Source organism: Bacillus sp. FSL M8-0350, assembly GCF_038593345.1.
Taxonomy (GTDB): Bacteria; Bacillota; Bacilli; order Bacillales; family Bacillaceae; genus Bacillus; species Bacillus safensis.
Genome location: NZ_CP151985.1, coordinates 1,148,184 through 1,165,930, shown reverse-complemented (window position 1 = coordinate 1,165,930; position 17,747 = coordinate 1,148,184). Strand labels below are relative to the sequence as shown.

At 39.4% G+C, this 17,747-nt stretch carries 20 protein-coding genes; 6 read left to right on the top strand and 14 right to left on the bottom strand.

The window, feature by feature from the left end:
• Nucleotides 1-59: 59 nt before the first annotated feature.
• Both NSS80_RS05860 and NSS80_RS05855 read right to left on the bottom strand, forming a co-directional pair.
• The gene (locus tag NSS80_RS05860) at nucleotides 60-689 is read right to left on the bottom strand and encodes a GTP pyrophosphokinase family protein (protein ID WP_024425028.1); all 630 of its coding nucleotides are present in this window, start codon (nucleotides 687-689) and stop codon (nucleotides 60-62) included.
• A 33-nt stretch (nucleotides 690-722) separates the two neighbouring features.
• Nucleotides 723-1,088: a hypothetical protein gene (locus tag NSS80_RS05855; RefSeq protein ID WP_034282045.1), complete on the bottom strand. Its 366-nt coding sequence runs from the start codon at nucleotides 1,086-1,088 to the stop codon at nucleotides 723-725.
• 234 nt (nucleotides 1,089-1,322) lie between these two features.
• Between NSS80_RS05855 and NSS80_RS05850 the strand changes: the two genes are divergently transcribed.
• The 5 genes from NSS80_RS05850 to NSS80_RS05830 all read left to right on the top strand — a co-directional run bounded on the left by NSS80_RS05850 (nucleotide 1,323) and on the right by NSS80_RS05830 (nucleotide 4,741).
• Nucleotides 1,323-1,901: a CYTH domain-containing protein gene (locus NSS80_RS05850; protein WP_041117138.1), complete on the top strand. Its 579-nt coding sequence runs from the start codon at nucleotides 1,323-1,325 to the stop codon at nucleotides 1,899-1,901.
• A 21-nt stretch (nucleotides 1,902-1,922) separates the two neighbouring features.
• Nucleotides 1,923-2,690, top strand: coding sequence for a lytic transglycosylase domain-containing protein (locus tag NSS80_RS05845; RefSeq protein ID WP_041117136.1), 768 nt, complete (start codon nucleotides 1,923-1,925; stop codon nucleotides 2,688-2,690).
• A gap of 275 nt (nucleotides 2,691-2,965) precedes the next feature.
• Nucleotides 2,966-3,364 carry a thiol management oxidoreductase gene (locus NSS80_RS05840; RefSeq protein WP_008355333.1) on the top strand — a complete coding sequence of 133 codons (399 nt, stop codon included), beginning with the start codon at nucleotides 2,966-2,968 and terminating at the stop codon, nucleotides 3,362-3,364.
• The gene (locus NSS80_RS05835) at nucleotides 3,361-4,272 is read left to right on the top strand and encodes a ClpXP adapter SpxH family protein (protein WP_024425033.1); all 912 of its coding nucleotides are present in this window, start codon (nucleotides 3,361-3,363) and stop codon (nucleotides 4,270-4,272) included. Before NSS80_RS05840 ends, NSS80_RS05835 begins: the two co-directional genes overlap by 4 nt.
• A 295-nt stretch (nucleotides 4,273-4,567) precedes the next feature.
• Nucleotides 4,568-4,741 carry a hypothetical protein gene (locus NSS80_RS05830; protein WP_024425034.1) on the top strand — a complete coding sequence of 58 codons (174 nt, stop codon included), beginning with the start codon at nucleotides 4,568-4,570 and terminating at the stop codon, nucleotides 4,739-4,741.
• Nucleotides 4,742-4,848: 107 nt separating this feature from the next.
• Here the strand turns inward: NSS80_RS05830 and pepF are convergent, their stop codons facing one another.
• The 4 genes from pepF to mecA all read right to left on the bottom strand — a co-directional run bounded on the left by pepF (nucleotide 4,849) and on the right by mecA (nucleotide 10,486).
• The gene (pepF, locus tag NSS80_RS05825) at nucleotides 4,849-6,675 is read right to left on the bottom strand and encodes an oligoendopeptidase F (RefSeq protein WP_309300292.1); all 1,827 of its coding nucleotides are present in this window, start codon (nucleotides 6,673-6,675) and stop codon (nucleotides 4,849-4,851) included.
• A 214-nt stretch (nucleotides 6,676-6,889) separates the two neighbouring features.
• On the bottom strand, nucleotides 6,890-8,050 hold the full coding sequence (locus tag NSS80_RS05820) for a competence protein CoiA family protein (protein ID WP_342498443.1): 1,161 nt from the start codon (nucleotides 8,048-8,050) through the stop codon (nucleotides 6,890-6,892).
• Nucleotides 8,051-8,212: 162 nt separating this feature from the next.
• On the bottom strand, nucleotides 8,213-9,733 hold the full coding sequence (gene cls / locus NSS80_RS05815) for a cardiolipin synthase (RefSeq protein ID WP_342498442.1): 1,521 nt from the start codon (nucleotides 9,731-9,733) through the stop codon (nucleotides 8,213-8,215).
• 87 nt (nucleotides 9,734-9,820) lie between these two features.
• Nucleotides 9,821-10,486 carry an adaptor protein MecA gene (gene mecA, locus NSS80_RS05810; protein ID WP_024425038.1) on the bottom strand — a complete coding sequence of 222 codons (666 nt, stop codon included), beginning with the start codon at nucleotides 10,484-10,486 and terminating at the stop codon, nucleotides 9,821-9,823.
• A 264-nt stretch (nucleotides 10,487-10,750) separates the two neighbouring features.
• Here mecA and NSS80_RS05805 point away from each other — a divergent pair, with 264 nt between their 5' ends.
• Nucleotides 10,751-11,416, top strand: coding sequence for a TerC family protein (locus tag NSS80_RS05805; protein ID WP_034282060.1), 666 nt, complete (start codon nucleotides 10,751-10,753; stop codon nucleotides 11,414-11,416).
• A 39-nt stretch (nucleotides 11,417-11,455) separates the two neighbouring features.
• Here NSS80_RS05805 and spxA read toward each other — a convergent pair whose 3' ends face one another.
• From spxA to NSS80_RS05765, 8 genes are all read right to left on the bottom strand, one after another.
• Nucleotides 11,456-11,851 (bottom strand): transcriptional regulator SpxA, encoded by a 396-nt coding sequence (gene spxA, locus NSS80_RS05800; protein ID WP_003211421.1) that lies wholly within the window; start codon nucleotides 11,849-11,851, stop codon nucleotides 11,456-11,458.
• A gap of 193 nt (nucleotides 11,852-12,044) precedes the next feature.
• On the bottom strand, nucleotides 12,045-12,623 hold the full coding sequence (locus tag NSS80_RS05795; protein ID WP_342498441.1) for a GNAT family N-acetyltransferase: 579 nt from the start codon (nucleotides 12,621-12,623) through the stop codon (nucleotides 12,045-12,047).
• Between the two features lie 137 nt (nucleotides 12,624-12,760).
• Nucleotides 12,761-13,048, bottom strand: coding sequence for a hypothetical protein (locus NSS80_RS05790; protein WP_111927229.1), 288 nt, complete (start codon nucleotides 13,046-13,048; stop codon nucleotides 12,761-12,763).
• A 17-nt stretch (nucleotides 13,049-13,065) separates the two neighbouring features.
• Complete coding sequence (locus tag NSS80_RS05785; RefSeq protein ID WP_317222107.1) at nucleotides 13,066-13,551, bottom strand: diadenosine tetraphosphate hydrolase; 486 nt, start codon at nucleotides 13,549-13,551, stop codon at nucleotides 13,066-13,068.
• A 200-nt stretch (nucleotides 13,552-13,751) separates the two neighbouring features.
• On the bottom strand, nucleotides 13,752-14,672 hold the full coding sequence (locus tag NSS80_RS05780) for an ATP-binding cassette domain-containing protein (protein ID WP_024425041.1): 921 nt from the start codon (nucleotides 14,670-14,672) through the stop codon (nucleotides 13,752-13,754).
• Between the two features lies 1 nt (nucleotide 14,673).
• Nucleotides 14,674-15,762 carry an ABC transporter ATP-binding protein gene (locus NSS80_RS05775; protein ID WP_087975602.1) on the bottom strand — a complete coding sequence of 363 codons (1,089 nt, stop codon included), beginning with the start codon at nucleotides 15,760-15,762 and terminating at the stop codon, nucleotides 14,674-14,676.
• Between the two features lie 3 nt (nucleotides 15,763-15,765).
• On the bottom strand, nucleotides 15,766-16,683 hold the full coding sequence (locus NSS80_RS05770; protein ID WP_024425043.1) for an ABC transporter permease: 918 nt from the start codon (nucleotides 16,681-16,683) through the stop codon (nucleotides 15,766-15,768).
• A gap of 3 nt (nucleotides 16,684-16,686) precedes the next feature.
• The gene (locus NSS80_RS05765; protein ID WP_024425044.1) at nucleotides 16,687-17,631 is read right to left on the bottom strand and encodes an ABC transporter permease; all 945 of its coding nucleotides are present in this window, start codon (nucleotides 17,629-17,631) and stop codon (nucleotides 16,687-16,689) included.
• Nucleotides 17,632-17,747: the final 116 nt, after the last annotated feature.

Sequence of the window (17,747 nt, the reverse complement as noted above, 5' to 3'; positions counted from 1 at the left end):
TCTTCTCCTTTTTCACCTTGCTGCTATGAGAGGGCAGCATCATATTTGATCAAACTGGCTCAGCTGTCGTTTTTCTTTTTCCGGGAAAATGCCACTTGTGCTTCTTGAATTTCCCCTCTAATTTCGGACATTTCTTCATCGAGACGAGATGCTGCCTCAGATGCTCTTTGAAGGCGCAGCTTGACCTTCTCCGGGATGTTCCCGCTATATTTATAATTCAGAGAATGCTCAATGGTCGCCCAAAAGTTCATCGCAAGCGTACGAATTTGGATTTCGACGAGGAGCTGTTTCTCTCCGCTTACGGTTTGCAGCGGATATAACACAACAAGGTGGTAAGAGCGGTATCCGCTTTCTTTATGTTCTGCAATATAGTCGCGTTTATCTACAACCACAAAATCTTTACGTGACTGGAGCATTTTTTTCACGACTTGTATATCTTCTACAAACTGGCACATAATGCGAAGCCCAGCAATATCCTGCATCGTTTCAATCTCATGCATCGGGATGTTTTTACGCTTTGCCTTTTCTAATATGCTGGCAACGGGTTTCACTCGGCCTGTGACAAATTCTACTGGTGAATGGTCATCCTCGAATTCATACAGCTTTCGAATGCCTTTTAGTTTCACTTTTAGTTCTTCGACTGCTTGTTTATACGGTGCGAGGAATTGATCCCATTGTTTTTTGTCCATGAAACTTCCCCCAATTCCATATACCTAATTATTTCAGAGGAATGTGCTTTTCACTTTCTCTTCCATATCTCCGTAATTGGCATTGTCTTTAATATTGTCGATTAAATAATGTAATTCCTGTTGAAGCTGAATGAGTTCTAGTGAATGTTCATCTGATGCCAAATAGACAGGGATGTCACGATTCATTGCTTCTTTTAATGGAGCCCATGTATGTTCCCCTAAAATAAGATACGAAAAGGACTCCTCGGTTTCAAGTATGTAAACGAACGCAAAGTGATCAGAATCAACAAGCATTTGTCCTGATGCTTTTGCTTTTTGGATTTGCTCTTCTGACTGGATTGTCAAAATCAGCCTGTCTTCTTTTAAAGTTGCTTCTGTGATTTCAATTCTGTTTTGCATCATGATCTCCTTTACAACAAAGTACAGCTTTATTTTATCATATCAAGTTCAATATTGATAAACCGAACTTTTTGAGAAAATCCTGTTTTTCTCTTTTAAATGATCCTTTCCCAAGATTCTTCATTCATTTTGGTCCATTCCTAAAGAAAATAGAGAGAAAAAAACAGTCTTTTACATGTTGAACACACTTCATGTACAATAATCATATTTCCTCTAATGAAAGGTTGATGTCAAATGGCACAGGAAATTGAAATCGAACTAAAGCAATTATTAATGAAAGAAGAATTTGAACAGCTGAAACAGCATTTTCAATTGAAGGATGCGGATTTCCATACGCAAACCAACTATTATTTTGATACACCTCAATTTGATATAAAATCTCAATTGGCTGCATTAAGAATGAGAGAAAAAGACGGTCAATGGGTGCTCACATTAAAGGAACCACACGAAATAGGCTTGCTCGAAACCCACCAAACGATTGCTCCCCCTTCTCAACTTGACGATTTTAAGCTGCCAGAAGGTGAAGTTGCAGACAGATTAGACCACCTGAACATTCAAAAGGATCAAATTGTGTACTTTGGTTCACTTGAAACGTCAAGAGCAGAAAAAATGATCCAAGAAGGCTTAATTGTTTTGGATCACAGCCGATATTTAACAGTAGAGGACTATGAACTTGAATTTGAAGTGAGCGACCTGGAAATCGGACAAGCCGCTTTCTCCGCATTGCTCCGCAAATTTCATATTCCAGTACGAAACACAAAAAACAAAGTCGTTCGTTTTTATGAAGAAAAAATGAAAACACAGAATAGATGAATTCCTTGAAGGAGGAACATGATGAACGTCAATCAACTTCAATCCTTTATGCAGCTTCAAGCGCTTAAAACGTTACAGACAGATCCAGCACAAACGCAAATGCCTGGGGGTCAAGAATCGAATGCCCAAGCTTCATTTCAGTCGCTGCTGCAAGATTTTTTAGGCGGATCAGAATTATCACGTCTCCCGCTTTCCATCTCAGCTTTTTTGGGCACGGATCCATCAACGGCTCCAAACACGCAATATGCGCGTACAAACCCATATTTATCTGCCACTTCCGGCAGTGATCAGCTTGAGGCCCAATCTTTATATGCAAATGACAATCAATTAAATACAGCGAATGGCATTGGAAATGTCTTAAACAACAGCTACACGCCGCCGCTTCAAAAGGCTGTCTCAAGCAGCTCATCATCAAAAGAGATTAATCAAATCGTGTCACAAATGGCTCAAAAGCATGGCGTTCCCGAAAAGCTGATTCACGCGGTCATCAAGCAGGAATCCGGCTACCGCACAAATGCTGTCAGCCATGCAGGTGCGCTTGGACTCATGCAGCTCATGCCATCTACTGCTAAATCACTTGGCGTCAACAATGCCTTTGATGCGTCCCAAAACATTGAAGGCGGAACGAAGTATTTAAAACAAATGCTCAATAAATATAACGGAAATATCTCACTCGCCTTAGCTGCCTATAATGCAGGCTCAGGAAATGTAGATAAATACGGGGGCATTCCTCCATTTAAAGAAACACAAAATTATGTCAAGAAAATCACAGCTCAATATTTCGCTTAAACCGAAGAGAATAACCTCTTCGGTTTTTTGTATGTCGCTTTTCCCCCTTTTTTGACTGAATGTGTTATGATATGGTCAATTGATCACAGAATCCGATTCTCTCTTTATTTCGAGCAGACCAAAGCGGTTTGTTTGTGGAATTGAGATGAGGTTGTTAAAATAAGTACAAGAATAGAAACAATAAAATAGAACAAACTGAATATCACTTTTGAAATAAATGAAATGCGCAATAGGGTGAGTCATCCTATTAACTACGAGTAAAAGGAGTAGTCAACATGGTACAATCGTTTAACGCACCTTACGAAGCGGTTGGAGAGGAACTTCTATCGCAACTTGTTGATACTTTTTATGAAAATGTAAAGTGTCATCCTTTGCTTCATCCTATTTTCCCGGATGACTTAAAAGAAACAGCAAGAAAACAAAAACAGTTTTTAACGCAATATTTAGGCGGACCACCGCTTTATACAGAAGAGCATGGCCACCCAATGCTGCGGGCGAGACATCTCCCTTTTCCGATTACTGAGGAGCGGGCTGACGCATGGCTTGAATGCATGGAGGATGCAATGGATCAAGTAGGATTAACCGGCGATATTCGTGACTTTTTATTTGAACGGCTTTCTCTGACGGCTCGTCATATGGTCAACCAAACACCTGAAAAGGATGGACGATCTTGAGCTGCAATACGCACGATCAATATTTCTCACACTGTCACGGACATCCTCAAAAGCCGATTGAAATCTATGTATTCATTGATCCTCTAAGCCCAGACTGCTGGTTATTAGAGCCATCCATTAAAAAGTTAAAAATGAAATATGGCCGTTTTTTCACTTTACGAACGGTAACAAGTTCTAGTATTAATGCTTTGAATCGGAAAAGAAAGAAACATTTACTGACTGAAGCATGGGGGAAATTTGCCACTAAAACGCAGACCAAAAAAGAACAAATGCTGTCTGAACAAATTGTGACATCACCCTACCTCGCCTCACTCGCACTAAAAGCAGCGGAGCTTCAAGGCAGAAAATGCGGAATGAAATTTTTGCGTCTTATTCAAGAATCACTTTTTTGCCATCAGCAAGATGTCACAAGTGAGCAGGTACTGATAGAAAATGCAAAAAGTGCTGGTCTGGACATCGAGGAATTCCAGCGCGACATTCATTCTCAAAGTGCTGTGAAAGCACTGCAATGTGATATGAAAATTGCAGCTGAAATGGACGTATCTGAGCTTCCGACCTTCGCCTTTTTTAATACCGTAAATGGAGATGAAGGATTAAAAATTTCAGGTGCCTACTCTTATGATATATACGAGGAAATTCTTTTTGAAATGATTGGTGAAAAACCAACACCATCAGAACGTCCTCCAATTGAATGGTTTATTGCTTACTTTCAATTTGCTTCCGCAAAAGAGATAGCCGTTGTCTATGACCTGACGCTTGAAGAAGTTGAACGAGAAATGAAGAAGCTGGCTTTCGCTCAAAAGGTAGAACGTGTACAAGTGCAGCAAGAAATGTTTTGGCGCTATAAAGAGAATGACCACCATACAGATCTTGATGTCTATCGCTGTGAAAATGAACATGGGTGCTGACCCATGTTTTTCTTTACTCCAAAAAGGAACATTCGTTCCATTTATAAACACGAAGAAACCGCGCCGGGATAAGCGCGGTTTCACTATGTCTTAACGACAACAAAGGGGATGGGAGAAATTTTTCACGGTCAAACAAAGGGGTAATGTTTGTATGTGATTAATTTCACATCTGTAGTATATCAAATTTTGTCGACTTATGACAACAGATATACTATATGTTCATATTTTTGTCACAAAACATAAGAGGGTTGTCACTTTCATATAGTAAAAGTAACAAAAAAATGGGGGGATCTGCATGCGCAGCACAACTATTGGACTTGTTGCCATTGGCTTATGTTTCTTTTTAAATATATTAGGCTTAATGAAGATGCTTCCTCTTTATTTGACGTCTCCACTCTTATTTGCTTCAATTCTTTTTACGCTTTATCGAATGAATCACCGTAAGACCTTTAGAGGTTTTAAAGGTTGATGATTGACATGGAACGGCCTCGACATCTGAAGAGGTCTTTTTTTATGAGAAAAAAACTCCTGTCAAAAGATGAGATAGCACTCACACGTCTGACAGAAGTCTTTTCATTACTCACCTGTTTTGGAGATGAGCTCTTCCATTTCTTTTAGTTTTTCTTCGAACAATTGACATGCTGCTTCGATTGGTTCTTTAGAAGCCATATCAACCCCTGCTTTTTTCAGCACATTGATTGGATAATCAGAGCTTCCTGCTTTAAGGAAATCGGTATAGCGCTCTACCGCTGGTTTTCCTTCTTGTAAGATTTGCTTGCTTAATGCCTGCGCCGCACTATAGCCTGTCGCGTATTGATACACATAATAGTTGTAATAAAAATGAGGGATTCTCGTCCACTCTAATCCAATTTCCTTATCAACCACCATGCCGTCACCAAAGTACTTCTTGTTCAGGTCGTAATAAAGGTTTGTCATAAATTCTGGCGTTAAAGCCTCTCCTTCTTGTGCTTTCACATGAATAAGATGCTCAAACTCAGCAAACATCGTTTGTCTGAATACCGTTCCTCTAAATCCTTCTAACAAGTGGTTTAACACATACAAACGCTGCTTTTTATCGTCTAAATGATTGAGCAGGTATTCGCCTAGTAACGCTTCATTTGTAGTGGAAGCCACTTCAGCTACAAAGATACTATAGTTTCCATACGGATATGGCTGGTGCTTTCTTGTATAGTAGCTGTGTACAGAATGCCCAAATTCATGAGCCAGAGTAAACAAATTATCAATATTATTTTGCCAGTTCATGAGGATATATGGATTTGTACCATAGCTCCCAGATGAATAAGCACCGCTTCGTTTCCCTTTATTCTCATAAACGTCTACCCAGCGATTGTCGAGTCCTTCTTTTAACACGGACACATATTCTTCTCCTAATGGCGCTAACCCTTTCAGCATATAATCCTTTGCTTCATCATAGGTGAGCTTCATGCCAGCATCTTTCACAAGTGGTGTATACAAGTCGTAATTGTGCACTTCATCAAGCTTTAATACCTTTTTACGCAATTCAATATAGCGGTGTAATAACGGTAAATATTGATGAACTGTATCAATTAGATTGTCATACACTTCTTCCGGGATGCTGTTTCGTGATAATGCTGCTTCTCTTGCGGATTTGTAATTTCGCACTTTTGCATAAAAATTATCCTTTTTAATCGAACCGCTCAGTGTAGAAGCAAGTGTATTCTTATACTGATCATACGTTTTATACACAGCTTTAAAGGCATTTCTTCTCACTTCACGATCATCACTATTTAAAAATGTGATGAAGTTGCCGTGGGTAATCTTCTTTTCCTCCCCATTCTCATCCTTTACAGAAGGGAACGAAATATCGGCGTTGTTAAACATACTAAAGGTAGTAGATGAAGATGAAAGTGGTTCAGATGCCTCAGCTAATAAAGCTTCTTGCTCTTCACTTAAAATATGTGGACGCTCTTTATTAATTTCTTCGAGAGCATGTGAATACAGTTTTAATTCTTCTTTTTCTAGTATGAATTGCTGCAATTTATCTTCTTGGATCGATAAAATCTCTGGAACAATATAAGCAGATGTACTAGACAGCTGTGTAAATAGATTCGATGCCTTATCATTTAACGCCTGAAATGATGAGTTCGTTGTATCTTCATCATATTTCATGTGCGCATATGTATAAAGCTTGCCAAGCTTTTCAGAAAGTTGATCCTGAAAGGTGAGGGCTTCATACAGAACATCAGCAGAATGGGCCAGCTTTCCTTTAAACTGGGCCAGCTTCGGAATTTCTTTTTTGACCGCTTCGAATTCCTTGTTCCATGCATCGACGCTTTCAAAAATATCTTCAAGACGCCATTTGTTTTCTTCTTTTACTTCGCTTCTGTCTGGTAAATGATTGTTTTTGTTTTGTGAAGTCATATGAATCCCCCTTGCATGAGTTGTGTTAAACCAACCTTTCGGAAAGTGAAAGAAATTGGTGTTGTATTTATCTTCTTTGTTTTGAACTATATTTGTCAAATCATATGCAGAAATAAATACCAAACAGACTAAAAAAATGAGGAAAAAGCGTTTCTTTTGATTCAATAGCAACACCACCTTTTTCTTATCATGATCAAAGTGGTCATGAAACATGCTAATGAAATAAGAAAGCATCTCGTTTTAACACTTCATCTAGTGTTCGTATAGGCATTTGATTCGACGATACTTCATAATTACCCTCTTTCGTCATATGTAAAAACCCTTGTCTTACAAGCGCATTTACATATGCAGTGACCACCTCTTTTATTTCTTCTCTTGAAACATCGCCATATCGGAGTTTCACTTCTTTCATTTGCACACAGCGATTGATTTCCATCATCAGCTGTTGAATCGTCACTCTTCCGCTTCCTTTTTTCCGCATCATCCAATCATAGAGACACCCTTGCCAAACATACACGGGACTTGTAAAGATATACGCTTCTTGCACCGGAATAAATAATTCAGTTGGCAAAAAAGGGAATGCTGTTTGATGATGCTCATAAAAAATATTTCTCAAACGTTTGCTTTCATTTGATAAACTGCGAGGAGGACGCTGCCTAAATTGCTGTATACATTTAATCCATTGTTGATTTACTTGACGCTTGCTGGAAGGCAGAGATAGAAGTGCCGGAATATCACGGTATGCTGAAAGTGGTCTGACAGTCATGGCCGCACATATTTTCGTTGGTTGAAACACGAGGAATTGATCAAGATGGATGAACCTTTTCTGGATCGGGCAGAAAAAAATCAAGCGCCTTTCCTCTGATTCCCTTAAAATTCCCCAATGAATGGAGGAGAAAGAAAAAAGCTGGGCAGATTTTCGGTTTAAACGATTTGCCCCTATCATCCATATGGGAAAGAGCCCTGCCTCGCGGAGACCTGCTGTTCTTCTGCGAAGCTCTTGCCGGGAAATATTTGCACATTGAAATTCAATTGCATAGTTTTCATTTCCTATAGAGACGGTCACATCAGGACGCTGATGAATATTTGACATAAACTTTTCCAGCGCCGGTTTATGTCCAAGCCCCTTCAGCCAATTCATAATGGCTTCCTTTCCCGCCTGATGATAAGCCGTTTCGCCTGAAGCTAACGGACATGCTGTCAGCTGTTTATGCGCAAAATGATAGACACGATGCTCCCCTAGCTTTAATTGCACCTCCTCCCTGCACTCAGGACAATAAAATTTGCACGTCGTTCTTACATGCTCCAGACGGCTTTTCGATAGATGATGTGTCATTCGGATAAGCTTACCGTTATCCATAATTGCTGCATTCATTCAGTTCGCCCCTCGCTCTTTGATGAGCGTATTATAGCTTGTTCGTCTTTAAGGAAGCGAATAGACAAAATGAATTTTTATCGTGTCAAAAGATGATTTTACTGATCATTTCCTTAGTAAAATCAAAAATCCCCCTTATAGAAAAGGGGGAAAATACAATCTTTATAAAAGTGGTGATAATAATCTTGATGTTGATTCAAACAGTCTGACCCCCAAGGGTCTCTTTGCAAACTCTTCTGGAACAATTTCATGTGACTGCTCTAAATCACCTAAGAAATCATTGACGAGCTTCTCGGTGCTTTTTGTTTTATAGAGGAAGGCATTCACTTCAAAGTTCAAATGAAAGCTTCTCATATCCATGTTTGCCGTTCCTATCGAAGCCAGCTCGCTATCCACAATAATAAATTTACTATGCATAAAGCCTTGATCATACTCGTATACCTTTGCTCCTGCGTCAAGAAGCTCTGGGAAGTATGAACGAGATGCATGGAAAACAATCCGTTTATCTGGATTCTTTGGAGCAATAATTCGTACATCTACTCCGCTCAATGCGGCAATTTTCAATGCAGACAAAATATCATCATCCGGCACAAAATACGGTGAAGCGATCCAGATGGACTTTTTGGCGGAGATGATCATGGAGAAAAAGAGATTTTTAATGACCTCCCACTGCTTGTCAGGCCCGCCAGCAATCATTTGTACGCCTTCTGTTGTACTCTCAAGGTGGCTGAAATCTTTGAAATAGTCCACACCAGAGCATCTTTCATTCGTCATATAGTACCAATCCTGCATGAAAATCTGCTGGAGGTCACGAACAGCTTCGCCCTTAATCATCAAATGAGTATCACGCCAGAATCCATATTGTCTGCTTCTGCCCATGTATTCGTCTCCAATGTTAAGCCCGCCGACAAATCCCACTTCCCCATCAATTACGACAATTTTTCTATGATTTCGGAAGTTGATTTTATTATTTAAAAGGGGGAGCCTTACTGGTAAAAACGGAACGATCTGAACGCCAGCCTTTTCTAGGTCAGCAATATATTGACGGGAGAGCTTTAAGCTTCCTACATCGTCATATAAAAAGCGGACAATCACGCCATTTTTCGCTTTTTCAATAAGAATGTCCTTTAATTCTTGGCCAAGGTCGTCGTGGCGGAGAATGTAATATTCTAAATGAATGTGATGAGTTGCTTTTTTAATCTCTTCAAAAATATGAGAGAATGTTTCTTCACCATTGGTTAAAACTTTAGAGGACGTGCGATATGTAATAGGAGTATGTCCGAGTCTGTGGGCCAGCTTAAATAAGAGCTGCTGATGATCACCCATATGCGTCATTTTTTCAATCGCTTCTCTATGGATACGTTCATCTTCCTGAATTAACTTCTCGTCCAATACCGCCTTCTTTTCAAACAGCCGGCGCTTTTTGATATTGCGTCCAAAGAAAATGTAGAACAAAAAGCCGAATAACGGAAAGCTGCCAAGCAGGACAAGCCATGTAATCGTTTGAGATGGATTCCGGTTCTCCAAGAAAATAACAAATCCGATGAAAATAATCGATAAAGTAAATAGAACACTCACAGAACTTAATACACTTACCGCTAAATCACCGACAATCAATTGGATGATTAAATAAGCACCTACCGTAATGATTAGAAAAAATAGAACTTTGACTACATTTCTCATTTCATTTTTCTCCTTGCCGATCTCTTTATTTACCTATTCATTCAGATAAAAAAGCCGATTCCTCTATAGAAATCGACTTTTTGTTAGTTACGAGAAGTGCTGTTGAATCGTTTCAAGGGCATTCCCTTCGATAATCAGCTGACCGTATTCTTTCAGTCTGTAGATGCTGACCACTGATTCATGAGCATATTCAAGCAAAATGCTGAGCTTATTCTCCACTTGCTCATCTGACAAATCCTCGTGGAAGTCAACATATAGATAATAACGGTTTTCAAACGAATATAAACTTGTGGTAAAATCCTGCATATTTAATTGAGAAAGTGCAATCAAATCTTCAAAGTCATCCATTTTCAATACGAATTGAAGTTGAAGTTTTTTGTCCTTCTCATTATGGTCTTCTTGATCTTGCTCTTCTTTATGAAAATCATCAAGCAGTGCGTCTAAGCTTTCTTCATCTGTTTGATCTTTTTTATCTTCTGGAATCGGCAATTCGAGCTTTTGTCCATCTTTAGAAAGTTGGGCTTTTGTCACGACAATTTCAAGACCTTTGTCAAGTGCCTGTACTTGAATCCAAAGCGGTCCCTCTACTGCAAATTCTTCTTCTTCGTGCACTTCGTCCATTACTTCCCAAAACAGCTCTTCACTGCGTTCACGATTGTACCAGATCTCTTCACGGTCAAATCCGCGATCTTCAATATCACCGTAGGAAATATAAAATTTGACTGTATGTTCATTTATTCTTTCGATTTCCATTTTGCCAACCTTCCCTTCTATATAAGATGTTGAAGGGACATACAAGCTCCCAATTAATAGTACTTTACTACACTTTACCCGTTCCGTCTACATGTTAACCGTTTAAAGAATTGAGGTATTGCTTCGTACTGTCTATTTTATGATAAAACATGAATAAAAGAAATAAAAACGCATTTTTTGCAGAGAAAACTTGCAGAAACATATATTTGAATTGTCCTCATATATTGGTTGTACGAGCTCTATTTGGGACATGAGGTGAAATAGATGGAAACAGAGTGGATCGTATCCTTACTGATGATTATTGGCATAGACCTGATTTTAGGCGGAGATAATGCGCTCATCATTGCGATGGCGAGTCGCAGTTTATCACATGACAAACGCAATAAAGCCATTTGGATCGGCACTCTTTTAGCCGTGTTGATGAGAATTACAATGACTGGTGCCGCCGTTTATTTATTGACTATCCCTTATTTGCAGTTTATTGGCGGTCTTTTTCTCCTTTATATAGGATACAATCTGTTAATTGAACAAAAGAAGGAATCGATTCGGATAAAGAGCAGCGGCTCCCTTTGGCGTGCGGTTCAAACCATTGTGATTGCCGACCTTTTTATGTCACTTGATAATGTCATCGCAGTTGCAGGTGCAGCAAAAGGCAACATGCTTCTGACCGCTTTTGGTCTCATGATTTCTGTACCGATTATTATTTGGGGAAGCAAGCTGATTCATGCAGCTTTAACTAAATTTCCGTTTCTTTTATACGGAGGAAGTGCTCTCTTGGCCTTTACAGGGGGTGAAATGATTGTACGTGATGTGAAATTGGCTGAATTTATGGCACAGCATGCCACGCTTGAATTGATGCTTCCGTTTTTAACCGTCATAGTGGTCATATTAGCGAGCCTCTTTTACGAACAAACGGCTGAAAATAAATAAAAAAAGCTGCCAAATGATCGGCAGCTTTTTATGTTTTTATTAGTTAGCAAGTCGCTGAGCTTCTCTTAGTTGGAATGTACGAACCGTTCTTGGTAAGAAACGTCTAATTTCATCTTCATTGTACCCAACTTGTAATCTTTTTTCATCCAAGATAATTGGACGACGCAAAAGACCTGGATGCTCATTGATTAGTTTATACAATTGTTGAAGCGGCATTGTCTCAACATTGACATTTAGTTTTTGGAATACTTTTGAACGTGTTGAGATAATTTCGTCTGTACCGTCTTCTGTCATTCGAAGAATTTCTTTGATTTCATCGATTGAAAGAGGCTCAGAAAAAATGTTTCTCTCTTGATATGGGATATTGTGCTCTTCTAACCACGCTCTTGCTTTTCTACATGATGTACAGCTTGGTGATGTGTATAATGTTACCATAAATCTTCACTCCTCAATTTGTAGAATGAATATTGATCTGTATTCTTAAATTAAAATTGTTCTAAATAAGTAATCTTTATAGTGATTATACTATAAAAAAGTAAGTGTGAACAGATTTTCTTGCAATTTTTGTGACAAAAACTAGACAATTTCATTCATTTTGTGGTGCTGCTGGATGTCAGAACATTCTCATTTAGTCGAGTTGATCGAAAATATTTTTTTGCTTTCTATTTTCAATGATCTTCAATACATCATCAACATCCTCATACGATTGTCCATACCATTCTTCATCTTTATACGTATGGATTCGTTCATAGGTCTTCCTCATGGCTTCCATGATCTCTTCCTCATGATTTGTAAGAGGCGACCAATAAAGAATTTCCATGCGGTTCACTTCATTTGTTGCAAGTGACTTGCGTTTATAACCGATTGATTCTGCATGCTTGAAGTGCTCTCTTTGGTAAAACTTTAGGCGTTTTGCAGTATCTGCATCATCTTCATCTACAGGCTCAACCTCAAGCAAGATCGGTTTCTTTTTTTCCTTCAGCTTATGAATAAGCTTTGACCCGAGGCCTTCACCTCTTGCATCTTTGGAAACAAATAAATAATCAATAAAGATGAAAGAATCAAATTCGGCGTACATCATCACATGATGAGGTCCTTCTTCCTTATGATAAATATCACTTCTTTCCTTTAATAAAGCTTCCATATGCTCTTTTGACTTCATTTCTTCTATCGGGAAGTATTCACTGAGCTTTTCATACCAATTCATGGATCTGCTCCTTATGCTTTAGTTAAGAACCACTTCCTTAGATATTCCCGATTTCCTGCTATTTAAACGCCTGTACTAGTAAGACGCAGCAAAGTCTTAAGTAGTTTCACTTTTTTTCAATTAACGCAAAAAAAGTTTTATAACGAACGATTCATGACGAGTTGAATACAGACAAACAGGATAATTGTCATCGCAATTTGAAGCATAATGAAATAAAGATATTTTACGCGCCATGCTTCTTGCTTCTGACCGCTTGTCTTTCGGTTAAGCATATATTCCATTGAAAAAGACACAATCCCAATGAGTACCATAAACGCGAGCATCCACTTTCCTCCGTTTGGTTTCCTGAAAAAAGACGTTGAAAAAAGCATGAATACAATGAGAACATGAAGCAATGAATAACGAAAGGTTTTCCATCTCAACATCCTATTTTTCCCTCCTTTTATTTGTTTAATTCTTTGGTCAGAATGTTGATGGCTTCCTTAACTTCTAAAATATTTTCTTTAGTGTTCATTTCATTTCTAGCGTGAAGTAATACTGGTCGGACTGATTCAACTGAACGCCCGAAGTTATACATCCATTCATATCTTGGTACCATCCAAGTATGAAAATGATGGGTTGTATCTTCGTTGTAAAAATAATAGACATGTTCTATCCCTAAAGCGGTTCTTTGTGCTTTTCTTATCTTTGCTAAAACGTCTATGTAGTCTAATCTTTCCGAATTAGTTAAATCATCTAAACATTTGATGTGTCTTTTTGAAGCTAAAATTATTAGCCCTCTGATTGGATAAGCGACATCTTGAAGGGCGTGAAAGTACTCTGTTTCAATAACCACACCACCTTCTGGTTCAACTAATCCATTCGTTAAAGCACAACTAAGACACTCGACTTCAACTGTTTCTCCATTTGATAATGTTATTTTTTTCAATTGTCCTCCCCCAAACGAAATAGTATACAATTTGAACTTTCATTACTTAAGCGTATCATATTTTTCCTTATTTTGAATTAAACTCCTCATTATCACTTCACCTATGATTGAGTTTATTTCTTTTTGATGAGTGACACTTTCCAATATATGAAACCAGACCCAAATAAAAGAAGCACTGACTTAGCAGTGCTTCTTCCTTCTTATGATTGTTTCGCCTGTAGCTCTTTGAATTCTTCCTCTGTGCAGCTCACAAAGTGACCTGGCTTCACTTCACGGAACTCGGTGTTTGTTCCTTTGTGAACAGATGGATCATACTTGATTCGTTTGCGGTTACGCTCATAATCAGGATCTGGAAGCGGAATCGCAGACAGCAATGATTTTGTATATGGATGAAGCGGGTTTTCGTATAATTCATTCGCTGGTGCCAGCTCAACCAATTTTCCAAAATACATCACACCGATACGATCGCTGATGTATTTTACCATGGACAAGTCATGGGCAATGAATAAGTACGTTAAACCTTTTTCCTCTTGAAGCTCTTTCAATAAATTGACGACCTGCGCTTGGATCGACACGTCTAATGCAGAGATTGGTTCATCGGCGATGATGAAATCCGGCTCTACTGCTAATGCACGGGCAATTCCGATACGCTGCCTTTGACCGCCTGAGAATTCATGCGGGTATCTGTTCGCGTGCTCTTTGTTCAAGCCAACAGTTTCAAGTAATTGGTACACACGCTCTTTACGCGCCTGTTTTGTTTTTGCAAGGCCATGAATGTCGATGCCCTCTGCAATGATATCAAGCACTGTCATTCTAGGGTTGAGTGAAGCATATGGATCTTGGAAGATCATCTGCATTTGACGGTTGAACTCAAGCATTTTTTGTCTTGATTTCTTCCCGTGTACATTTTCTCCCTTATAAAGAACTTCACCATCTGTCGCATCATAAAGTCTAATGATCGAACGGCCCGTAGTGGATTTACCACAACCAGACTCACCTACAAGACCAAGCGTTTCACCTTTGTAAATATCAAATGAAACCCCATCAACTGCTTTCACAGTTCCTCTTGCTGTATGGAAATGCTGCTTCAAATTTTTGATTTCTAACAGTTTTTCTGCCATGCTATTCACCCTCTTTTACTAATACAGGTTTTTCGTAGCTACCTTCTAGTTCACGCATTCTCGCCTTTACAGAAGCAGGCGGTTCAACTTTAGGTGCATTCGGATGAAGTAGCCATGATTTCACATAATGCGTATCTGATACTTTGAACATTGGCGGTTCTTGTTCAAAGTCAATTTTCATTGCATAATCGCTGCGGAGTGCAAATGCATCTCCTTTCGGCGGGTTTGTCAGATCTGGCGGTGTTCCTGGAATGGCAGTCAGCTTTCCTTCATCTCCGCCATCTGTGTCAAGACTCGGCATGGATGCTAAAAGTCCCCATGTATACGGATGCTTAGGATTGTAGAAAATTTCATCGACAGTCCCTGTCTCCACAATCTGTCCTGCATACATAACAGCTACACGATCAGCGACGTTGGCAACAACACCTAGATCATGCGTAATAAAGATAATCGAAGTGTCAACCTTTTGCTGAATTTCTTTCATTAATTCTAAAATTTGTGCTTGAATTGTTACATCAAGTGCAGTCGTCGGCTCATCGGCAATCAGCAGCTTTGGATCTGCTGCAAGCGCCATGGCGATGACAACCCTTTGTCTCATCCCGCCACTAAATTCGTGCGGATATTGTTTAATTCTTTTTTCAGGCATTGGAATTCCAACGAGCTCCAATAGTTCAATGGCTCTTTTTTCAGCCGCTTCTTTTGAAATTTGTTCATGCTTGAACAGCACTTCTGTAATTTGTTTCCCGACTTTCATCGTTGGATTCAAAGACGTCATCGGATCTTGGAAGATCATTGAGATATCTTTTCCTCGAATGGTTTGCATTTGTTTTTCAGTTTTCTTGACAATATCTTGGCCATCAAACAGGATCTGTCCGCGCTTGAAATAACCTGGCGGCATCGGAATTAATCTCATGATCGCTTGTGATGTCACACTTTTACCAGAGCCAGATTCACCTACAATAGCAAGTGTCTCGCCTTTATTTAAGTGGAAGTTCACACCACGAATGGCTTGAACCTCTCCACCATATGTTTTAAATGAGATTGCAAGGTCTTTCACCTCTAGAATACGTTCACGTTCCATCCTAATCACTCCTTATTTACGCAACTTCGGATCTAAAGCGTCTCTTAGTCCGTCTCCAACCACGTTAAAACCAAACATTGTAATACAGATAAATGCGGCTGGGAACCATAATCTCCAAGGGTAATACGTCATGGCTGGAATTCCGTCAGACGCCATTGTTCCCCAGCTCGCTAACGGAGCCGGTACACCAAGCCCTAGGTAGCTTAGGAATGCCTCTGTGAAGATAGCAGAAGGAATCGTTAATGTCATCGTCACAAGGATTGGTCCCATTGAGTTTGGAATTAAGTGTTTAAATAAAAGTCTAGATGTTTTCGCACCTAATGTTTGTGCTGCAAGAACGTATTCTTGACTCTTTAATTGTAAAACCTGTCCCCGAACAATACGTGCCATGTTAATCCAGCCTACGACTGTCATGGCGAGGATAATCGTTAATAATCCTTTTGGCAGAACAACCATCATTAAGATAACCATTAATAGTGTTGGAATTGCCCATAAAACGTCTGCGATACGCATCATCACTTCATCTGTACGGCCGCCTTTGAATGCAGCAATACTTCCCCAGATAATACCGATAATCACGTCAAGCACCGCTGCAGCAAGCCCGATAAAGATCGAAATTCTTGCCCCGACCCATGTACGGACAAACATGTCACGTCCTAAATCATCTGTACCAAACCAGTGTTCTTTTGAAGGCGGCTGGTCAGCATTCAGCAAATCAGTCGTAGAGTAATCGTATTTAGAAAACATCGGAACAAAGATGGCCAGCATCACGATAATAAAAATGATTGTAAGTCCAACCATTGCAAGTTTATTGGCACGGAAGCGAAGCATGGCATCCTTCCATAAAGATAGACTAGGTTTAGAAATTTTTTCAGATTCTGCTGCGTCAGCTGTCGCAGGCACAAATAAATCTTTTCTCATCTCTTCCATGTGTTAGACCCCTTTCTTCGCCTTCGTCAGTTTAATTCTAGGATCGATAATACCGTAGAGGACGTCAACGACTAGAATACTGATTAATAGAATAATACTGTAGAAGACTGTGACACCCATGATGACGGTGTAATCACGGTTTGTAATGCTTGTGACAAAGTGAGAGCCTAAGCCAGGAATACCAAAAATCTTCTCAACGACAAAACTACCTGTTAAAACTGAAGCAGCCATTGGTCCCATGTATGTGATAACAGGTAACAATGCGTTTCGGATGGCGTGTTTGATCGTCACAGCAGATTTTGTTAACCCTTTCGCTCTAGCCGTTCTAATGTAGTCACTATTTAGTACTTCAAGCATACTTGACCGTGCAAGTCTAGCGATAAATGCCATTGGCATGAAGGAAAGTGCAATAGAAGGTAGTACGGTGCTTGCCCAAGACTCCCATCCTGCAACTGGGAAGATCGCTATAATACTTGCCTCAGATGCAAATACATATTGTAGTAGCGCCGCTAAAATGAAACTTGGAACTGAAATTCCAAAGATCGTTAAAATGGCAATCGTATAGTCTTGCCACTTGTTATGATAGAGCGCTGCAAGGACCCCAAACAATACACCAAATGCTAATGCGAGGAGAATTGCCTCAATTCCGAGGGTAAAGGAAACGGGGAATCCAGAACTGATTAAGTCATTTACGGTTTGTCCTTTATATTTAAATGAGGGACCAAAATCTAATGTTGCAACTGAACCTAGGTAGTTTACATATTGAACAAATAAGGGCTTGTCCAATCCGTAGTGCTCGTTTAGGTTTGCTTCAATTTCAGCAGGAAGTTTCTTCTCTCCAGAGAATGGACCACCAGGTGCTGCCTGCATGAGAAAGAAAGTTGCAGTTACAATAACAAACAGTGTGATTAAAATATATATTAATCGCTTACCGATATATTTAAGCAACGGAATTGCACCTCCATGATTTTACAACAATTTCTCTAATCAGCAAGAAAGGTATATGGAGAGACATCCTCCATATACCTTAAGATCCTTGCCGTAGATCTCTTACACTATTACTC